Source organism: Sorangium sp. So ce321, assembly GCF_051530195.1.
Taxonomy (GTDB): domain Bacteria; phylum Myxococcota_A; class Polyangia; order Polyangiales; family Polyangiaceae; genus Sorangium.
On record NZ_CP150329.1, the window covers coordinates 14,187,553 to 14,205,232 of the forward strand.

Here is a 17,680-nt window from a genome sequence, read left to right on the forward strand (position 1 = left end):
CATGCTCCGCCGGCTCACGAGGCCCGGCAGGCCATCACCCTTCGATACCGTGCTTCCGCATCAGCCGGTACAGCACATAGCGGCTCGACAGCCCGAGCGCCTGCGCCGTGCGCACGATGTTGCCGGCGTGCTCCTCGAGGCGCGCCCGGATCTCGGCCTCGGACGGCTCTCGCGCCTCCGCCGTCGCCGCCGCCTCCGCGGCCGCCGAGGGCTCGTCCTGCGCTGGCGGCAGGCCGGTCGGGGTGGTCGTCGTCGAGCCGCTGATCCATTCGATCGAATCGCCCGTGCTCGCCGACATCGCGCGCCACAGCAGCGCGCCCAGCTCTCGCATGTTGGTCGTGTACCTGGTCCGCAGGAGGTGCTCGATCAGGCTCGCCTTGACCCGGGGCGCGCCGGCGCCCGGCGAGGCGAGGAATCGCCGCGTGGCCTCGGGGCTCTTCGCGGCGGCGCGCTGGAGCAGGTGGCGCGCGAGCAAGGGGATGTCCTCGCGCCGCTCGTCGAGGCCGGGGACATCGAGGCGCAGCACCAGGCGGGCGGCGAGGTCGTGCTTCAGCGCGGCGGGATCCCGGTTGGTCGCCCCGAGCAGGCGGAAGCGGGAGCGCCTCGCGGTGGACCCGCCCAGCGCGTGGTACTCACCCCCTTCATCGAGCACGCGCAGGAGGTTCGCCTGAAGGCCCTGGGGCAGCTCGCCGATCTCGTCGAGGAAGAGCGTGCCGCCGTCCGCCGCGCCGATGAGGCCCGGCCGCTCCGGCATTCCCGGGTTGGGATACCCCTTCACGTTCCCGAACAGCTCGGCGTCGATGAGGCCTTGCGGGATGGTCGCCGCGTTCCTCGCGACGAACGGCGCGCGCGCGCGCGCCGAGAGGGTGTGGACGGCGCGCGCGCAGAGCTCCTTGCCCGAGCCGCTCCCGCCGAGCACCAACGTGTGCTCGTCCGCCTTGGCGACCCAGGCGAGCTGATCGCGAAGGCGCCAGATAGCGGGGCTCTCGCCCACGATCCCATGGACGTCCGGCGCGCCGAACGCGGGCGCGCCGGCGAGCGAGGCGCTGTGGAGCGGCTCGATCTCCCGCGGGCGTCGCGTGCAGAAGAGCAGGAGCTGGCCCTTGAGCAGCAGCGCGTCGCCGGGCTCGAGGACGCACCGATCGACGCGCTCGCCGCGGAGCTCCATGGGGCACTTGCCGACGCGCTCGATCCGCAGGCCGCTCCCCTCCAGCCGGACGCGCAGCTGCTCGCGCGACAGACCGGGGCTGCCGAGCGGCGCTGTCCGCTCGAGGACGCCGGGGCGCTGGCGATGAAACACCACCCGCGCGCCGTCCGCTCCGCCCGCGGGCTCGCCGCGGCCCAGGATGCGCGCGCCCCCGTCCGGCTCGAAGAGCGCCACCTCGCCCACGCGCTCCGGCTCGGCGGCGGCCCACGCGATCATCAGCGCGGGTGTCTCGTGGTCGCGCGGCCCGGGGAGGACGCCGCACGAGCTCCCGGTATCGACAGTGGAGGATTCGTGGACCATGCCCGCGCGAGATCACCGTACCTGACGGGCGCGCGGGCGGATACCTCCGGGGCTACATGCGAACCCCTGGTCGAGGCGGGGATGAGGGGAGCCAGGCGCGATCCGGGAGTCGAGCCGCCTCGTGGCGGCCGTCCCATCGTACAGCCAGAGTCACCAGCTACACACCGAGAGGATGAGCTCCCTGGCTCCTTCAGGGTCGGATGGCGAGCAGCGCCGGCGTCTGGCCGGGCGCCGCGGCGACCATCGCGTCGATCAGCGCGCGCGGCTCGCCGGGCCCCGCGGCGCCCGTCTTGCGGACCGCGTCGATCCTGCTGAGCGTCCACACGAGCGCGGCCAGCGCCGGCGTGGGCAAGCGGCTCAGCTTCGCGACCGGCTCCGGCGTGATGGCGTTTCCGAGCTGGCGCACCACGCGGAGCCCTTCCTCCATGGCGCGCGCCAGGTTCATCGCCTCGGCCCACGGCACGCCGGCCTGGCGCGCGTGCGCCGTGATGATGGCGACCATCGCCGGCGCGACGAGCGCCGCGTGCGTGCGCAGCCAGCTCTCCATGTCGGACTCCACGACGGCGGGGATGCCAGCGTCCTTGAACACCTTCGCCCAGGCGGCGTCCGTCACCGGGGTGACCATCCCGCGAGTGACGATCTTCGACGTCAGCTTGCCGTCATCGAGCGTCGCCAGGATCGCGGGAAAGCCGAAGGCGAAGCGCGCCGCGCCCACCGCATCTCGAAGGCGGCCCAGCGGCTCGAAGGTGTTGAACATGAACATCACCGCCTTCGCCGCGCTCTCGGCCAGCGCGGGCAGCACCGCGTCCACCTGGTGCGCGAGCACCGTCACGAGCACCAGGTCCCACGCCGTCGTCGCGTCGAGCGCGGCGCTCACCCGCACCGCGGCGCGTTCCCCGGTGGCCTTCACGATCGCCTCGTCCCGCTGCAGCTGCTCGAGCCGCTTCCCGCGAGCGACGACCGTCACCTCGTGCCCCGCTCGCGCGAGCTGGAAGGCGAACGTGCTCCCGATCCCGCCAGGCCCAACGATGGCGATTTTCATGGAGCGCACCGTAGCACCCGTCGAGCTGCCGCGATGGCAGCCGAGGCGGCGACCGCTGCGGCGCTCGAGGCGGCGAGGGTCACCGCGGGCGCGGCGGGCGCCGCGGCCGGGCTCTCTTCGTTCTTTCGTGCAGGGTGATCAGGCCCGGGGCGCCCGGGCGCGGGAGCCGCGGCGCTGGCTCAGGCGGTCACGCCGGGCTGGATGCCGTTCAGCGCCATCATCTTCTGGCGCTCGGCTTCCTTGTTGATGTCGCGGTAGCGCTCGTCGAGCTTCTCGATGTCGAGCTTCAGGATGCGCCCGTACAGCTCGAGGGCGAGGCCGAAGATCGACGGGTGGCAGGCGGACTTCACCCGCTCATCGTAGTGGGGATACGCCGCCACGTGGAAGCTGCGCAGGTTGTAGAACGGGATGCCCGGGAACTTGTGGTGCTCGTTGTGGTACGTGACGTTGTTCCAGAGGAAGTTCGTGAAGTGCGCCTTCGTCCCGTAGGTGCGAGAGCTGTAGGCGTCCTCCCCCGGGAGCATCTCGTAGTGCTCGATCATCGAGGTCACGCTGGCGAGGATGGCGCCGAAGATGAACGGCAGGACAAAGAAGAAGAAGAACACCTGCCACGGCATGATCCAGAAGAAGAAGCCCATGATGCCGTAGAAGCCGAGGAGCTCCAGGTTCATCCTGACGCGCTGGAGCGGCGAGAGGCGCTTCACGTACCGCGCCATGCACCCGAGGAAGTAGAGGGGGTAGGCGAACGTGTAGACGGCGAGGAGCAGGAGCTTCGCCAGGACGGGGTTCCGCGTGTAGTCCGTGACGACGAAGTTGTCGACGTCAGGGTACGTGTTCGCGATCTTGTGATGATGAAGGTGGTAGTTCGTGTACAGCGTCACGCTCATGCCCGTCGGCGCCCAGCAGAGCAGGGCGATCAGGTACGAGACGAGCTTCGAGCGCGAGCAGCTGCCGTGGACGGCGTCGTGCGCGACGGCGCCGAGGCCACGGACCAGGTTGGCGATCACGTACGAGCAGGCGATCCCGATCGGGATGGCGAGCGGGTGGTGCTGCGTCGCGTACAGCACCCACGTGAGCGCGGCCCAGATGCCGAAATGAAGCGGGATCTTGAGCAGGTGAATGGGATTGCGCTTGTAGGCAGCCTGCAGCAGCTCCCGCGGTACCGTGTCCATGCCGGCCATACTGATCTCCGTGGTTCTCGCGCGTGCGAGGGCCGGAACTTCGCAGGAAATAGGCGAGAAAACAAGAGCACGCCCGCTCTTCGCCCCCGCGGCGCGAAGGCTATTACGCACCTTGCGCAGGCGCCGGCGACCCGGCTTCGCGCCGCTTGAGGAGCGGGTCCACTGTCGCTAAGACGCGGGCATGGCGACTCGCATCGAAAAGGACAGCTTCGGGCCGATCGAGGTGCAAGGCGACCGCTACTGGGGGGCGCAGACGCAGCGCTCGCTCGAGAACTTCAAGATCGGCGGCGAGCGCTTCCCGCGGGAGATGATCGCCGCGCTCGCCACCGTGAAGAAGGCGGCCGCGCTGGTCAACCGCGAGCTCGGGCTGCTGCCGGCGGACAAGTGCGGGCTCATCGTCGCGGCGGCCGACGAGGTGATCGCGGGCAAGCTCGACGACCACTTCCCGCTGGTCGTCTGGCAGACGGGCAGCGGCACCCAGACCAACATGAACGTGAACGAGGTCATCGGGAACCGCGCGATCGAGATGAGCGGCGGCGTGATGGGCTCGAAGTCGCCGGTCCACCCGAACGACGACGTGAACCGGTCGCAGAGCTCGAATGACGTGTTCCCGACGGCCATGCACGTGGTCGCGGCGCTCCAGATCGAGCGCCGCCTGCTGCCGGAGGTCCGGCGGCTCCGCGACACGCTGGCGCAGAAGAGCGCGGCGTTCGCGGACATCGTCAAGATCGGCCGCACGCACCTGCAGGACGCGACGCCGCTGACGCTCGGGCAGGAGTTCTCCGGCTACGTGGCGCAGCTCGACGCCGGCATCGCCGCGATCGAGCGGGCGCTCCCGCCGCTCCACGAGCTCGCGCTCGGGGGCACCGCGGTCGGGACGGGGCTCAACGCCCACCCGGAGTTCCCCGTGAAGGTGGCGGCGAGGATCGCCGAGCTCACCGGGGCGCCCTTCGTGACCGCGCCGAACAAGTTCCAGGCGCTCGCGTCGCACGACGCCCTCGTCGCGGCGCACGGCGCGCTGAAGACGCTCGCCTGCGGCCTGTTCAAGATCGCGAACGACGTCCGCTGGCTCGCGAGCGGGCCGCGCTGCGGGATCGGCGAGATCACGATCCCCGAGAACGAGCCGGGCAGCTCGATCATGCCGGGCAAGGTGAACCCCACCCAGGCCGAGGCGATGACGATGCTGTGCGCGCAGGTGCTCGGCAACGACGTCGCGGTCGGCCTCGGCGGGGCGAGCGGCAACTTCGAGCTCAACGTGTACAAGCCGCTCATCATCCACAACGTGCTCCAGTCGATCCGGCTGCTCGCCGACGGCTGCGCGTCGTTCGACGAGCACTGCGCGCGCGGCATCGAGCCGAACCGCGAGCGGATCGCCCGGAACGTCCGCGAGAGCCTGATGCTGGTGACCGCGCTGAACCCGCACGTGGGCTACGACAACGCCGCGAAGATCGCCAAGAAGGCGCACGCGGAGGGCACGACGCTGCGCGAGGCCGCGCTCGCGCTCGGGCTCCTCGACGGGCGGAAGTTCGACGAGGTCGTGAGGCCGGAGCGCATGATCGGGCCGTCGGCGGAGGAGGAGTGACGATCGGAGTTGCCGCCGGGGGCGGAGTTGCCATGAGGGATGGAATCGTCGCGAGGGGCGGAGTCGCCGTGAGGGGCGGCGCGGCCGCGGTCTCGCTCCTCGCCGCGGCGGCGCTCTTGTGTTCGCCGGCCGGCGCGCAGCCGACCCGGCCGCTGCCGGTCCAGCCGCCGGCCGCCGACCCGCTGCCGGTGCTCCCGCCCGCCGCCCCGGCGGTCCCGGAGCCTCCGCCCCCGACCGGCGCGACGCTGCCGCCCGCCGCGCCGGCGCCCCCGCCCGCTGGCGCCGCGCCGCCGCCCGCGAACGCCGCGCCTCCCGGCGGCGCGCTGCCACCGCCCCGCGGCGCGCTGCCGCCTCCCGGCGACGCGCTGCCGCCCGCGAGCGCCGCGCTGCCGTCTGCGGGCGCCGCGCCGCTCGCCGCCGCCGCGCCGCCCGTCGCCGCGGCCACGCCGGCGCCCGCCGGCTCCGACGCCGCGCCGGCGCCCGACGGCTTGGCCGGGCCGCAGTTCCAGCTCAGCATCGGCCGGCTCGTGCTCGCGCCCATCGTGCTCGTGCAGGCGCAGGCCGCGCTGTTCGCGGGCGAGGACGCCCTGGTGCAGGCGGGCGACGTCGCCGAGGGGCAGGGGTTCCGCATGCGCCGCGCGCGGCTCGGCTTCGCGGGGACGCTCGCCGGGTACGTGCCGTTCGCCGTCTCGGGCGAGCTCGCCGCGGGCGCGGACGCCTCGGCGCGGATCTCCGAGGCGTGGATCGGCTACGCCCACTTCCCTTTCGCGAACCTCTACTTCGGCGCGCACGACGTGCCGTTCAGCCGCTCCGCGATGACGGGCGCCGGCGAGGGCGCGCTCATCGAGCGGCCGCTCGCCGTGCGCGCCATGGCGCCCTTCCGCCAGGTCGGCCTGCACGTCGAGGGGCACTTCCGGGGCAGGGCGTTCAGCTACTTCGCCGGCATGTTCAACGGCTTCCAGCGCTCGGATCAGTTCTTCGCCGGCTATGTCGAGAACGCCGCGTCCTTCGGCAACCGCTTCGACGACATCGCCTACGTCGCGCGGCTCGCCACCGAGCCGCTCGGCCCCCTGCCGCGCTCGATCCAGGACCTCGCCGTCTCGCGCCCCCGCCTCGGCGCGGGCGCGAGCTACTTCTTCAGCAACGGCGGCACGCGCGACATCCACGGCGTCGGCGCCGACGTCCTCTTCCACGCCGCGGGCGCGCACGCGCTCGCCGAGCTCCTCTGGAGCCAGAGCCGCCCCGAGCGCGCGCCGACGCAGCCGCTCGGCCAGCTCGCGCCCGTCACGTCGCTCGGCCTCGTCGGCGAGGTCGGCTACTTCGTGCGGCCCATCAAGCTCGGCGTGAGCGCGCGGTTCGAGTGGCTCGATCCGAACCTCGACGTCTCGGACGAGACCGACAGCTGGGCCCTCACCGCCGGCGCGAGCTACCACTTCATCGACAACGTGCTCAAGGCGCAGGCCGACTTCACGCACCGGCAGGAGGTGCACGGCCTCGCGCTCGACAACGACGCCGTGGCGCTGCAGCTGCAGCTCAACCTGTAGCGGCCGCCAGGCGCGCCTGCCGCTCCGCCTGGTTGATCTACCTTCTTCTTCTCATCATGCCCTCTTCCTCAGGGCGCCAGCACGACCTCGAAGAGCCCTCTCGGTAGCGACGCGAGATCGCGTGTCGGGTCCACGAGATCGCGGAAGGGACCTCCGTTCAGCGACGCGACGACCTTGGCGGTGACGACCGGCCGCACGCCGAAGTCCTCCTGCCAGCGATCGGCGACGTGGTGCGCGAAGTCGACGATCATGTCGGGGCGCGTGCTCATCTCGCCGAGCTGGCGGTCCGTGAGCCACTCCTCGAGATCGAGCGACTCGCGCACGCCGGTCCTCGGATCCATCACGCCGATGTCGAGCTCGCTCACGTTCTTGTCGCGCAGCTTCATGCGCCACGAGAAGCGGTGCCCGGCCTCGTTCCAGGCGACGTCGCCCGGATAGAGCCAGTGGCGGAGCGGCACGACGAGGTGGAGCAGGAGGTACGCGTGGAGCAGCGCGAGCTGCAGGGCGCGCCCCCGCGACGCCGCGGGGGAGGAGGCGGGGGCGGGGGCGGGGCCAGGGGAGGGGGCAGGGGCGGGGGCAGGGGCAGGGGAGGGGGAGGAGACCAGGGCGCCGTCGCCCGCGCGGTCCGCGCGCCCGAACAGGAAGGGCAGGCGCCGCCTCGGCCACGAGGGATCGGCGAACAGCGCGAGCGAGGCGATCATCGCGTAGGGGAAGATCCCGATCTTGAACAGGAAAGCGTTGGAGAGGTTGAACGCCACCGCGATCGCCGCGCCGAACGGGAAGGTACGTCGAGAGAAGAGCAGGAAGCCCATCGAGAGATCGATGAGCAGCCCTGCATACGAGAGCGCGAGCCCCGCTGCAGGCGAGGCGAACAGCGGCCCCACGAGCGGCGCGTCGGCGTGCTCGGCGAGCCACATCGTGAGCGGCTGCCCGCGGAGCCAGTCGCCGTTCAGCTTCGCGACGCCGCCGTAGAAGTAGACGATCGCGATCTGGGCCTTCAGGGCGAAGAGGTGGAAGCGCGGCACGGTCTCGGTCGACATGCTGGGCGGGGCGCCGGCCGGCGAGGCGCGCCGCGCGCTGAGGAGATCCAGCGAGAGCGCGCGGTGCGCCGGGGCGACGGCGAGCAGCAGGCCGAGGAGGCAGAGCAGATAGAGGTGGTTGAGGTACTGCGCCTTGTCGAGGAGGAATACATACGTGAGCGCGGCGCAGAGGAGCGCGGCGCTCACCCGGTAGAAGAGCCCGGCGGCGCAGAGGAGCGCGAGGACGAAGACGGCGGCGAAGTGCCAGTACATCCCCGTCCCGCCCCAGGGGCGGACGAAGGGGACGAAGCTGAAGAAGAAGCCGGGCTCGATGTAATAGCGGGTGATCCGATCGTGGAGGACGTACCGGACGACCTCCCACGCGATCAGGGCGCCATAGCCGACGCGGAAGACGGCGAGCGAGGCGGCGTCGACCTCGGCGGTGAGGTGCGCCGCCCAGCGCCGCGCGAGATCACTTCCAGTGCCCGTGGCCGTGCCCGTGCTTGTGCTTGCCCTTGTGCTTTCCGTGCACGTGGACGACGTGGATCCGTCGCCCGTCGTCATCGTCGTCGTCGTCGTCATCGTGGACCACCACCACGCCAGGAGCCGCCTTGACCTTCACGCCCACGTTCCACGTCGTCGCCACGACGACGTTCAGGGACGGCGCGCTCGGGCCGACCACCACGTGCACGCCGGGACGATAGCCGACGAGCACCACGTCGGCGTGGGTCGGGTGCGCCACGACCACCGTGAGCTTCACGGGGTTCACCTTCGCCGAGATCGTCCCGACGCAGTAGAGGCCGCCGGGGCCTGGGTTCAACAGGATGAGCTCGGAGCCCGACCCCACGAAGCCGAGCTTGATCTTGCGGTCACCGACGGGGACCGGCTTGAAGTTGTCGTCGAGGACATACACCCTGACCTGGCCTGAGGCCTTGTCCGCGACCACCTCGATCGTGTCGTCGCCGACCACCTGGATGACCCCGCCGTTCGGGCCCGTCTTGCCCGGGGGGATGGGCCTCCGCTCGGCCTTTTTCGCGCCCTCGACGATGACCTTCGTTCCCCCCGCGGGCACGTGGAGCGTGCCGTTCCACGGCTTCCCGGCGACGAGGACATTGTACCTCACCTCGGTGAGGTCGGCCTCGAGTTTGGGCCCGGCCGCGATGAGGAGCCCTGTCTTCGCGTCGACCGCGAGCGGGACCTGCGCGTCGCCGTTCGGCCCCTTCCAGGTGAGCGTGCCGCTCACGTCCTTGTCGATGGGCCGGCCATCAGGCCCCTTCACGACCGCCCTCACGGCGCCGTCGGGCGCGAACTCCCACCCGACCGAGCCGCCGTCGTGCTCCTCCGTCAACGGCTCTTCGAGGGCGACCGGGGCCGCCTCGACCGACTCCTCGGTCACGGTGGCCTCAGCGCTGCTCTTGCACCCGGCCGCGAAGGCGCCGCCCGCGATCAACGTGGTCAGCGCGACTACAGAAAGGACGCTCTTGGCGTGCATCACAAGCCTCCAAACAGAGGACGCTATCGCAACCGCTCCCCCACGTCTTCACGAACCGACGCGCGCCACGGTGACAGGGGTTATGTGCGACGACATCGGACGCCTGGTGCCCACGTCTCCCGCGGTCCTCGCTGGCGCGGCGCTCTGTGGTGAGATCGTGTGGTTCGAAGGGCCTTCGTCAGAGCGCCATTGGGTGACGAGCCATGTGCATGCCTCGATGGGTTCGCGAGCCGCGATCGCGAGCGACGTGCGCGCCTCGCGCAGCTGACCACCCGGGATCGCGAGCGACGTGCGTGTCTTTCGCGGTTCGCGCGGTTCGCGCGGTTCGCGCGGTTCGCCCTCCGCGATCGCAGGCGATGCGGAGGGCCCTGGCGGCTCGCCAGTCGCCGCCGTCTCGCGCCTGGCGCAGGCCCCTCCTGAGCGCCCGGGCCTTCCCTCGAGCGTCCCTTCGGGCTAGCGTCGCCCGCGAGCCCGCCCCTGCCATGTCCCAGCGCGTCTATGTCGGCCTCATCGGCTACGGCCTCGCCGGCGCCGTCTTCCACGCCCCGCTGATCCGGGCCATCCCCCGGCTGCGCCTGGCCGCCATCGCGACCCGCCGGGAGGGGCAGGTCATGGCCGACCTCTCGGGCGTCGCCGTGCACCCGACCCCCGAGGTGCTGATCGCCGAGCCCGGGATCGACCTCGTGGTCATCGCCTCGCCCAACGAGACCCATTTCCCGCTCGCGCGCGCGGCGCTCGAGGCGGGCAAGCACGTGGTGGTCGACAAGCCGTTCACGATCACGAGCGCCGAGGCGGACGAGCTCATCGCGCTCGCCGCGCGCCGGGGCCGGCTCCTCTCCGTGTTCCAGAACCGCCGCTGGGACGCCGACTTCCTCACCGTGCGCCACTGCGTCGAGCAGGGCCTGCTCGGCGAGGTGGCCTCGTACGAGGCGCACTTCGACCGCTTCCGCCCCGCCATCAAGCAAGGCTGGCGAGAGCAGGAGTCCCCGGGCTCAGGCATCCTCTACGACCTCGGCGCGCACCTCATCGACCAGGCCCTCGTGCTCTTCGGCCCGCCGCGCGCGGTCACCGCCGACCTCCTGACGCAGCGGCCCGCGGCGCGCGCCGTGGACTACTTCCACCTCACGCTCGACCACGGCAGGCGGCGGGTCATCGTGCGCTCCTCGACGCTGACGCGCGAGCCGGGCCCGCGCTTCGCGGTCCACGGCGACGGCGGGAGCTTCCTCAAGCACGGGATCGACGGCCAGGAGGACGCCCTCAAGGCGGGCAAGCGCCCGGGCACGCCGGAGTGGGGGCGCGAGGACCCGCGCTGGTTCGGCACGCTGGTCACGGCCGACGGCGAGCGCCGCACGATCGAGACCCTGCCCGGCGCCTACGCGGCCTACTACGAGGGCATCGCCGCGGCGATCCTCGACGGGGCGCCGCCGCCCGTGCGCGCCGAGGAGGCGCGCGACGTGATCCGGATCATCGAGGCCGCGATGCGGAGCTCGGCCGAGCGGCGGACGATAACGCTGGATGGCTGAACCGGACGCCGCCGCCTCTCTGTGAGGCGGCGGCGCTGCTTCACGTCGTCACGTCGGTGCGGGAGGGATCGGCGCGCGGATCAACGCGCCGCGCCGAGCGCCGCCTGCATCGCGATGCCCATCTCGGCCGGCGTGGCGGCCACCTTGGCGCCCGCCGCCTCGAGCGCCGCGATCTTCTCGTCCGCCGTGCCCTCGCCGCCCGCGATGATCGCGCCGGCGTGGCCCATGCGCTTGCCCGGAGGCGCCGCGCGGCCCGCGATGAACGCGGCCACCGGCTTCTTCATGTTCTGCTTGATCCACGCCGCCGCGCGCTGCTCGGCCGTCCCGCCGATCTCGCCGATCAGCACGACCCCGTGCGTGTCGGGGTCCTGGTTGAAGAGCTCGAGCACGTCGATGAAGTCCATGCCGCCGACCGGATCGCCGCCGATGCCCACGCAGCTCGACTGGCCGATGCCGAGCGCGCTCAGCTGGCCGACCGCCTCGTAGGTCAGCGTGCCCGAGCGGGAGAGGACGCCGATGTGGCCCTTCTTGTGGATGTGGCCCGGCATGATCCCGATCTTGCACTCGCCGGGCGTGATCACGCCGGGACAGTTCGGCCCGATGAGGCGCGCCGGCTTGCCCTCGAGGAAGCGACGCACGCGCACCATGTCGAGCACCGGCACGCCGTCGGTGATGCAGATGACGAGCTTGCACCCCGCGTCGATGGCCTCGGTGATCGCGTCCGCGGCGCCGACCGGCGGCACGAAGATGCACGAGACATCGGCGCCCTCGTTGCGCACGGCCTGCTCGACCGTGTCGAAGATCGGCACCTTGTCCTCGAAGCGCTGGCCGCCGCGGCCGGGCGTCACGCCGGCGACGACCTTCGTCCCGTACTCGATGCAGGCGCGGGCGTGCTGCGAGCCGTAGGCGCCCGTGATGCCCTGGAAGACGACCCGCGTGTCCTTGTTGACGAGGATGCTCATCGCTTGATTACTCTACCTTCGACGTGGACTTCGACGTGGACAGAGCTCGGCTATCGCCGGTCGCTCGCTGCTCAACTGGGTTCGGGGCTCGGTGCTCGCGGGCGCCTAGGCGCCGGGTTGGGCCTTGCCGCCGCGCGTGGCGGCGACGATCTTCTGCGCGCCGTCGGCCATGGAGCTCGCCGACTGGATGGTCAGGCCGCTCTCGTCGAGCAGCTTGCGGCCGGCCTCGACGTTGGTGCCCTCGAGGCGCACCACGAGAGGCACCTTGAGCCCGAGCTCCTTCGCGGCGGCGATGACCCCGCCCGCCACGACGTCGCAGCGCATGATCCCGCCGAAGATGTTCACGAAGATGCCGCGGACCCGCTCGCTCTGCAGGATGATCTGGAACGCGGTCTTCACCTGCTCCTGCGAGGCGCCGCCGCCGACATCGAGGAAGTTCGCCGGCCTGCCGCCGTAATGGAGGATGATGTCCATCGTCGCCATCGCGAGCCCGGCGCCGTTCACGAGGCAGCCGATGTCGCCGTCGAGCGACACGTAGGAGAGCCCGGACCGCTTCGCCTGGAGCTCGACCGGGTCCTCCTCGTCGACGTCGCGCAGCGCGTTCCACTCGGGGTGGCGGAACTCGGCGTTGTCGTCGAAGCTCACCTTCGCGTCGAGCGCAAAGACATCACCGGCGCCGGTCACGACGAGCGGGTTGATCTCGAGCAGCGAGCAGTCCTCCGCGGTGAAGCACGCGTAGAGCGAGGCCACGAGCTTGAGGAACTGGCGCTGCGTCTCCTTCGCGGTGAGCCCGAGCGCGATCGCGAGCTGCCTCCCCTGGTACGGGGCGAGGCCCAGCACCGGATCGATGAAGAGCTTGTAGATCTTCTCCGGTGTGCTGTGGGCCACCTCCTCGATGTCCATGCCGCCCTCGGTCGACGCGATCACCGCGATGCGGCGCCGCTCGCGGTCGACGAGCATCGCGAAGTAGAGCTCGCGCGCGATGTCGAGGCCCTGCTCGATGTAGAGCCGGCGGACCTTCTGCCCCTCGGGGCCCGTCTGCTTGGTGACGAGCTGCATGCCGAGGATCTTCTCGGCGAGAGCGGTCGCCTCGGCGCTGCCGCCCTTCGCGACCTTGACCCCGCCGCCCTTGCCGCGACCACCCGCATGGATCTGCGCCTTGACGACGGTGACCGGGGTGCCGGTCTGGGCGATCAGCCGCTCGGCGATCGGCCCCACCTCGCTCGCCTGGAAAGCGGGCTCCCCTTTCGGTACCGGTACCCCGTAGCGGGCGAAGACCTGCTTGCCTTGATACTCGTGGATTTTCATGAGAGGGGCCGCCACCCTATCACAAGGGCGAGCCCGGGCGAGACGCGAAAGAGGGGCGACGGCGCCTTGCGCGCGAGCGGCGCGGACGCTCAGGGAACGATCGTAACGATCCGTAACGCTTGGTTACGCTTCGTTAAGCTCGGGCGCGCGCCTCTGGGCTCAACGGCGCCAACCCGGATGATTTCTGGAAACATACGAAACCTTCCGCGCCGTCTCTTCACTTGGCGGCGTACGGCGGCGGCTCGGGCCGGCGGAGGGCCACGAGGGCGAACAGGCCGGGAAGGATGTCGTCCTCGACCCGGGAGGCCTTGCCTTCGAGGCTGATCTTGAGCTCGTCGAACGGCGCATAGGTGAGCCCGGCGCTCGCGGAGACGCTCGGCTGGGGCGCGAAGAGGAACGCCGAGAGCGCGCCCCCGGGCTCGTGGAGAGCCTGGACTCGGACGAGCGGATGGATTGCCACCTTCGGAAGGATATTGGCGATGAACTCGCCGCCGACCCACGGCTTCAGCTTCGTCACCCCTGCCTCGTCCGGGAGGCCGACCAGCCCCACGCTGCCGTCGATCGACACGGTGAGCGCCTCGGCCGGGTAGAGCTCCAGGGCGACGACCGCCGAGTAGAAATCGATCGTCGGGTAGAACGCGACGCCCGACCAGGTCGACCAGAGCGCCTGCATGGTGGTCAGGCCGGCGCCGAACGTCGGCGCGTTGACGTCGAGGTCGAGGCCGCCGAACACGTTGACCTCGTACCCTTCGCCGAGCACGAGCCCCGGCTCCACGCCGAGCATCCGGCCCGGCACGGTGCTGATCATCGTCGAGTACGTCGGGAAGTAGTTGACCCAGTTGTCCCAGTCCTCGATGCCAATCGCATGCGTGATGACGCCGAGCCGGAGGTGGTAGTCCTCCCGGCCGATCTGGAGCATCGCCCACTCCGGAGGGCCGATCTTGAGCTCCGGCGCCGGCAAGGACCACTCGGGGTAGACGAACGCCGGCAGGCCGAACGCCGGCAGGCCGAGCGGCGCCGAGGCGGCCTGCATGTCGAGATCGAGCCGGAAGTAGAGCGAGTCGCTCGCGATCCGGAGCCCTACCTCGGCCTGCGCGAAGGCGTCGAGGCGGTGGGTCCCCGGCGGGTCGCGGTGGACGCCCGCGACGACGCTGGTCCCCCCTCCCACCCACGTGTCGATGTCAGCCGGCAGCGCGGCGAATAGCGGTAGCAGCGGGGCCTCCTCTCTCCGGTGGCGGCTGTCCTCGATCAGCGAGCGGCGACGGCGCCCCCGGGGCCGCTCACCGCTTCACGCTGGCCGTCGCGGCCCGCAGCCGCTCGACCAGCGGGCGGACATCGTCGCTCCGCAGCTTGTACGACGCGCGGTTCGCGATGAGCAGCGTGCTCACCTCGGTCACCGTCTCGAGCACCTCGAGGCGGTTCTCGCGCAGCGTGGCGCCGGTCTCGACGATATCGACGATGAGGTGAGAGAGCCCGACGAGCGGCGCCAGCTCCACCGAGCCGTGGACGGGGATGATCTCCGCCACCACGCCCTTGCTCGCGAAGTGGTCCCCGGCGATCCGCGGGTACTTCGTGGCGACGCGCGGCAGATCCGGGATCGGCGTCTCCTCCGGCCCGGCCACGACGAGGCGGCAGCGGCCGATCCCGAGATCGAGCGGCGTGTAGAGGTCGTGGCGGCGCTCGAGGAGCGTGTCGCGACCCGAGACGCCGAGATCCGCGGCGCCGTACTCGACGTAGGTGGGCACGTCGTCCGGCTTCAGGAACACGTACCGGAAGGCGCCGTCCGCCGTCGGCCGGACCAGGCGGCGATCGTTCTCCTGGAGGGGCGTGCTGTCGAGGCCGGCGCGCTGGATGAGCGGGATCAGGTCCTTCAGGATCCGGCCCTTGGGCACCGCGATGGTGAGCGGCTTCTTCATCCTGCCCGCCCCTCGACGCGGACCGTGTCGGCGCCGACCTGCGCGAGCTTGCGCTCCATGAACTCGTAGCCGCGATCCAGGTGGTAGACGCGCAGCACCTCGGTCTCGCCCTCGGTCGCCACGAGCCCGGCGATGACCAGCGAGGCGCTCGCGCGCAGATCCGTCGCCATCACGGTCGCGCCCGACAGCGGCGCGCCGCCGTGGACGTGCGCCGTGTGGCCGTCCACGTCGATGTGCGCCCCCATGCGCGAGAGCTCGGGCACGTGCATGAAGCGGTTCTCGAAGATCGTCTCCACGATCCGCGACGTGCCCTGCGCGAGGCACATCAGGACCATGAACTGCGCCTGCATGTCGGTCGGGAAGCCCGGGTGCGGCGCGGTCGTGACGTCGACGGCGCGCAGCGGCCGCCCGTCGCGGCGGACGCGCACGCAGTCGCCCTCGCGGCCCACCTCGACGCCCGCCTGGCGCAGCTTGGCCGCGACCGCCTCGAGGTCCTCGAGCGGCGCGTTCTCGATCAGCACGTCGCCGCCGGCCGCGGCCGCCGCGACCATGTACGTGCCGGCCTCGATCCGATCGGAGATGATCGCGTGGTCGAACGGCTCCAGCTCGTCCGCGCCCTCGATGTGGATGACGTCCGTGCCGGCGCCGCTCACGCGCGCGCCCATCTTGTTGAGCACCCGGCCGAGCTCCTCGACCTCCGGCTCGCGCGCGCAGTTCACCAGCGTGGTCCGCCCCTTGGCGAGCGCGGCGGCCATCATCAGGTTCTCGGTGCCGGTCACGGTCGGCAGGTCGAACACGACCTCGGCGCCGCGCAGCCGCTTGCACTCGGCGACGATGTAGCCGCGCGACAGCCGGATCGTCGCGCCGAGCGCCTCGAGGCCCTTGAGGTGCTGGTCCACCGGCCGCGTCCCGATCTGACAGCCGCCGGGGAGCGACACCTTGGCGCGGCCGAAGCGCGCGAGCAGCGGGCCGAGGACCATGACGCTCGCCCGCATCTGCTTGACGAGCTCGTACGGGGCCTCGGGCCGCACGTTGTCGCCGGCGCCGACCTTCACGAGCGGCGGCGCCGTCTCGACGTTGCGGCCGAGGAAGCGGAGCAGCGCCGAGGTCGTGTCGATGTCGCGCAGCGCGGGCACGTTGCGCAGCAGGCTCTCGCCGTCGGAGAGCAGCGTCGCGCAGAGGATCGGCAGCGCCGCGTTCTTCGCGCCGCTGATGCGGATCTTGCCGGACAGCGGCTTCCCGCCCCGGATCCGGATTGAGTCCATGCCCCCGCTATCGCACAACCCGCAGCGGAACGCGATGTTTCGGGCATCCGCGCGCTCCGCCACGGCCGGTCGTCGCGCCGGCGCCCTCGCGCCGGCGCCCTCGGTCGTCGTCGGCCCCCACTTTTCGCTGCGCTGGATTAGTCTCGCCTGGCCATGCGACCGAGCGCCATCGCCCTGTCCTCGCTGCTCGCCGCCTCCGTCGCCCCGCTCGCCGCCGCCCAGCCCTCGGCGGACCTCCGCGGGTTCCGCGCCTCGATCGACCCCGGGGCCGGCGTCTACCTGGAGCCTGCCGCGACCCCGGACACCGGCGAGTGGAGCGCGAGCCTCTGGGCCTCGTACGCCTACCGCCCCATCGTGCTCCGCGATCCGGGGTCGGACGAGGTCCGCTTCGACGTCATCCGCCACCAGGCCAGCGCCGATCTCGCGGCCGGCGTCGGCGTCGCGCGGCGCCTCCTCGTGGGGCTCACGCTGCCCGTCGTCGTCTACCAGACCGGCGACGAGCCGACGTCCGACGCCGCGCGGGTGCTCGGCGAGACGTGGGTCCCGGCGCAGGCGGTCGGCGACCTCGGCCTCATCGGCAAGCTCACGCTGCTGCAGCCCACCGGCGGCGATCTCGGCGGGCTCGCGCTCGCGCTGCACGACCGCTTCACGCTGCCCACGGGCGACGAGGCGTCGTTCGTGGGCGAGGGGAGCGTCACGAACGAGCTCAGGCTCCTCGCCGAGTACCGGCTGATCGCGTTCGGCGCGCACCTCGCGGCCGGGCTCAAGCTCCGCGGCAGCCAGGCCCGCTTCGCGTGCCAGGCGACCCCGATCGATCCCCGGGGCGTCGATCCGTGCCCCACCGTGTTCGGCCACGAGCTCCCCTTCGGCCTCGGCCTCTCGTTCCGGCCGCAGATCCTGGGCATCGACCCGGAGGGGCGCGCGACGTTCTTCCTGGAGGCGCACGGGCACCTGCCGCTCGCCCCGGTCGCGCCGTTCGAGCGCCAGGAGATGGCCGCGCTGGAGCTCGGCGTCGCGGCGCGCTACGCGCTCGGCGACGTGTCGCTCCTCGGCGGCGTGGGGACCGCGCTGGTCGGCGGCGTCGGCACCACGCCGCTGCGCGCCGTCCTCTCGGTCGCCTGGACCCCGCGCGTCCACGACGTCGACGACGACGGCGTCGACGACGAGGCCGACCAGTGCAGCGAGCTCGCGGAGGATCGCGACGGCTTCCAGGACGATGACGGGTGCCCCGAGGGGGACAACGACGAGGACGGCGTCGTCGACGACGAGGACCGCTGCCCCGCGCAGCCGGAAGACGAGGACGGCGTCGCGGACGAGGACGGGTGCCCGGACCCGTGAC

At 71.7% G+C, this 17,680-nt stretch carries 14 protein-coding genes; 4 read left to right on the forward strand and 10 right to left on the reverse strand.

All coding sequences use genetic code 11. From position 1 onward, the window contains the following. Nucleotides 1-34: 34 nt before the first annotated feature. The 3 genes from WME89_RS52760 to WME89_RS52770 all read right to left on the reverse strand — a co-directional run bounded on the left by WME89_RS52760 (nucleotide 35) and on the right by WME89_RS52770 (nucleotide 3,721). Nucleotides 35-1,507, reverse strand: a complete 1,473-nt coding sequence (locus tag WME89_RS52760) for a sigma 54-interacting transcriptional regulator (RefSeq protein WP_438007051.1) — start codon at nucleotides 1,505-1,507, stop codon at nucleotides 35-37. A 190-nt stretch (nucleotides 1,508-1,697) separates the two neighbouring features. After that, complete coding sequence (locus WME89_RS52765; protein WP_438007052.1) at nucleotides 1,698-2,549, reverse strand: ketopantoate reductase family protein; 852 nt, start codon at nucleotides 2,547-2,549, stop codon at nucleotides 1,698-1,700. Nucleotides 2,550-2,728: 179 nt separating this feature from the next. Further along, entirely contained in the window at nucleotides 2,729-3,721 is a 993-nt protein-coding gene (locus WME89_RS52770; protein ID WP_438007053.1) for a fatty acid desaturase family protein, read from the reverse strand. Between the two features lie 190 nt (nucleotides 3,722-3,911). Between WME89_RS52770 and fumC the strand changes: the two genes are divergently transcribed. Together fumC and WME89_RS52780 are read left to right on the forward strand one after the other, a co-directional pair. Further along, entirely contained in the window at nucleotides 3,912-5,312 is a 1,401-nt protein-coding gene (gene fumC, locus WME89_RS52775) for a class II fumarate hydratase (protein WP_438007054.1), read from the forward strand. 32 nt (nucleotides 5,313-5,344) lie between these two features. After that, nucleotides 5,345-6,856 carry a porin gene (locus tag WME89_RS52780; protein ID WP_438007055.1) on the forward strand — a complete coding sequence of 504 codons (1,512 nt, stop codon included), beginning with the start codon at nucleotides 5,345-5,347 and terminating at the stop codon, nucleotides 6,854-6,856. 68 nt (nucleotides 6,857-6,924) lie between these two features. Here WME89_RS52780 and WME89_RS52785 read toward each other — a convergent pair whose 3' ends face one another. Together WME89_RS52785 and WME89_RS52790 are read right to left on the reverse strand one after the other, a co-directional pair. After that, nucleotides 6,925-8,457, reverse strand: a complete 1,533-nt coding sequence (locus WME89_RS52785; protein ID WP_438007056.1) for an HTTM domain-containing protein — start codon at nucleotides 8,455-8,457, stop codon at nucleotides 6,925-6,927. Next, nucleotides 8,348-9,367: a hypothetical protein gene (locus WME89_RS52790; RefSeq protein ID WP_438007057.1), complete on the reverse strand. Its 1,020-nt coding sequence runs from the start codon at nucleotides 9,365-9,367 to the stop codon at nucleotides 8,348-8,350. The genes WME89_RS52785 and WME89_RS52790 overlap by 110 nt, the downstream gene beginning before the upstream one ends. Before the next feature lie 482 nt (nucleotides 9,368-9,849). Between WME89_RS52790 and WME89_RS52795 the strand changes: the two genes are divergently transcribed. After that, on the forward strand, nucleotides 9,850-10,890 hold the full coding sequence (locus WME89_RS52795) for an oxidoreductase (protein ID WP_438007058.1): 1,041 nt from the start codon (nucleotides 9,850-9,852) through the stop codon (nucleotides 10,888-10,890). Between the two features lie 80 nt (nucleotides 10,891-10,970). On the opposite strand, the gene sucD is transcribed toward WME89_RS52795, so the two are convergent. The 5 genes from sucD to murA form a co-directional block, all read right to left on the reverse strand. After that, a complete protein-coding gene (gene sucD, locus WME89_RS52800) occupies nucleotides 10,971-11,852 on the reverse strand; it encodes a succinate--CoA ligase subunit alpha (protein ID WP_438007059.1) in 882 nt (293 codons plus the stop codon). 105 nt (nucleotides 11,853-11,957) lie between these two features. Next, complete coding sequence (sucC, locus tag WME89_RS52805) at nucleotides 11,958-13,160, reverse strand: ADP-forming succinate--CoA ligase subunit beta (protein WP_437622591.1); 1,203 nt, start codon at nucleotides 13,158-13,160, stop codon at nucleotides 11,958-11,960. 217 nt (nucleotides 13,161-13,377) lie between these two features. Continuing rightward, nucleotides 13,378-14,328: a hypothetical protein gene (locus WME89_RS52810; protein ID WP_438007060.1), complete on the reverse strand. Its 951-nt coding sequence runs from the start codon at nucleotides 14,326-14,328 to the stop codon at nucleotides 13,378-13,380. A gap of 112 nt (nucleotides 14,329-14,440) precedes the next feature. After that, the gene (gene hisG / locus WME89_RS52815; protein ID WP_438007061.1) at nucleotides 14,441-15,076 is read right to left on the reverse strand and encodes an ATP phosphoribosyltransferase; all 636 of its coding nucleotides are present in this window, start codon (nucleotides 15,074-15,076) and stop codon (nucleotides 14,441-14,443) included. Next, a complete protein-coding gene (murA, locus tag WME89_RS52820) occupies nucleotides 15,073-16,341 on the reverse strand; it encodes a UDP-N-acetylglucosamine 1-carboxyvinyltransferase (RefSeq protein WP_437622594.1) in 1,269 nt (422 codons plus the stop codon). Before murA ends, hisG begins: the two co-directional genes overlap by 4 nt. Before the next feature lie 153 nt (nucleotides 16,342-16,494). On the opposite strand from murA, the gene WME89_RS52825 reads away from it, so the two are divergent. Next, entirely contained in the window at nucleotides 16,495-17,679 is a 1,185-nt protein-coding gene (locus WME89_RS52825; RefSeq protein ID WP_438007062.1) for a hypothetical protein, read from the forward strand. The last annotated feature ends 1 nt before the right edge of the window (nucleotide 17,680 follow it).

Bases quoted from the DNA above. Each gene is read 5' to 3' on its own strand.
- murA (WP_437622594.1), bottom strand. From the start codon at position 16,341: ATGGACTCAATCCGGATCCGGGGCGGGAAGCCGCTGTCCGGCAAGATC.
- WME89_RS52765 (WP_438007052.1), bottom strand. From the start codon at position 2,549: ATGAAAATCGCCATCGTTGGGCCTGGCGGGATCGGGAGCACGTTCGCC.
- WME89_RS52785 (WP_438007056.1), bottom strand. From the start codon at position 8,457: ATGACGACGACGACGACGATGACGACGGGCGACGGATCCACGTCGTCC.
- fumC (WP_438007054.1), top strand. From the start codon at position 3,912: ATGGCGACTCGCATCGAAAAGGACAGCTTCGGGCCGATCGAGGTGCAA.
- WME89_RS52780 (WP_438007055.1), top strand. From the start codon at position 5,345: ATGAGGGATGGAATCGTCGCGAGGGGCGGAGTCGCCGTGAGGGGCGGC.
- sucD (WP_438007059.1), bottom strand. From the start codon at position 11,852: ATGAGCATCCTCGTCAACAAGGACACGCGGGTCGTCTTCCAGGGCATC.
- WME89_RS52795 (WP_438007058.1), top strand. From the start codon at position 9,850: ATGTCCCAGCGCGTCTATGTCGGCCTCATCGGCTACGGCCTCGCCGGC.
- WME89_RS52770 (WP_438007053.1), bottom strand. From the start codon at position 3,721: ATGGACACGGTACCGCGGGAGCTGCTGCAGGCTGCCTACAAGCGCAAT.
- WME89_RS52760 (WP_438007051.1), bottom strand. From the start codon at position 1,507: ATGGTCCACGAATCCTCCACTGTCGATACCGGGAGCTCGTGCGGCGTC.
- WME89_RS52790 (WP_438007057.1), bottom strand. From the start codon at position 9,367: ATGCACGCCAAGAGCGTCCTTTCTGTAGTCGCGCTGACCACGTTGATC.
- hisG (WP_438007061.1), bottom strand. From the start codon at position 15,076: ATGAAGAAGCCGCTCACCATCGCGGTGCCCAAGGGCCGGATCCTGAAG.
- sucC (WP_437622591.1), bottom strand. From the start codon at position 13,160: ATGAAAATCCACGAGTATCAAGGCAAGCAGGTCTTCGCCCGCTACGGG.
- WME89_RS52825 (WP_438007062.1), top strand. From the start codon at position 16,495: ATGCGACCGAGCGCCATCGCCCTGTCCTCGCTGCTCGCCGCCTCCGTC.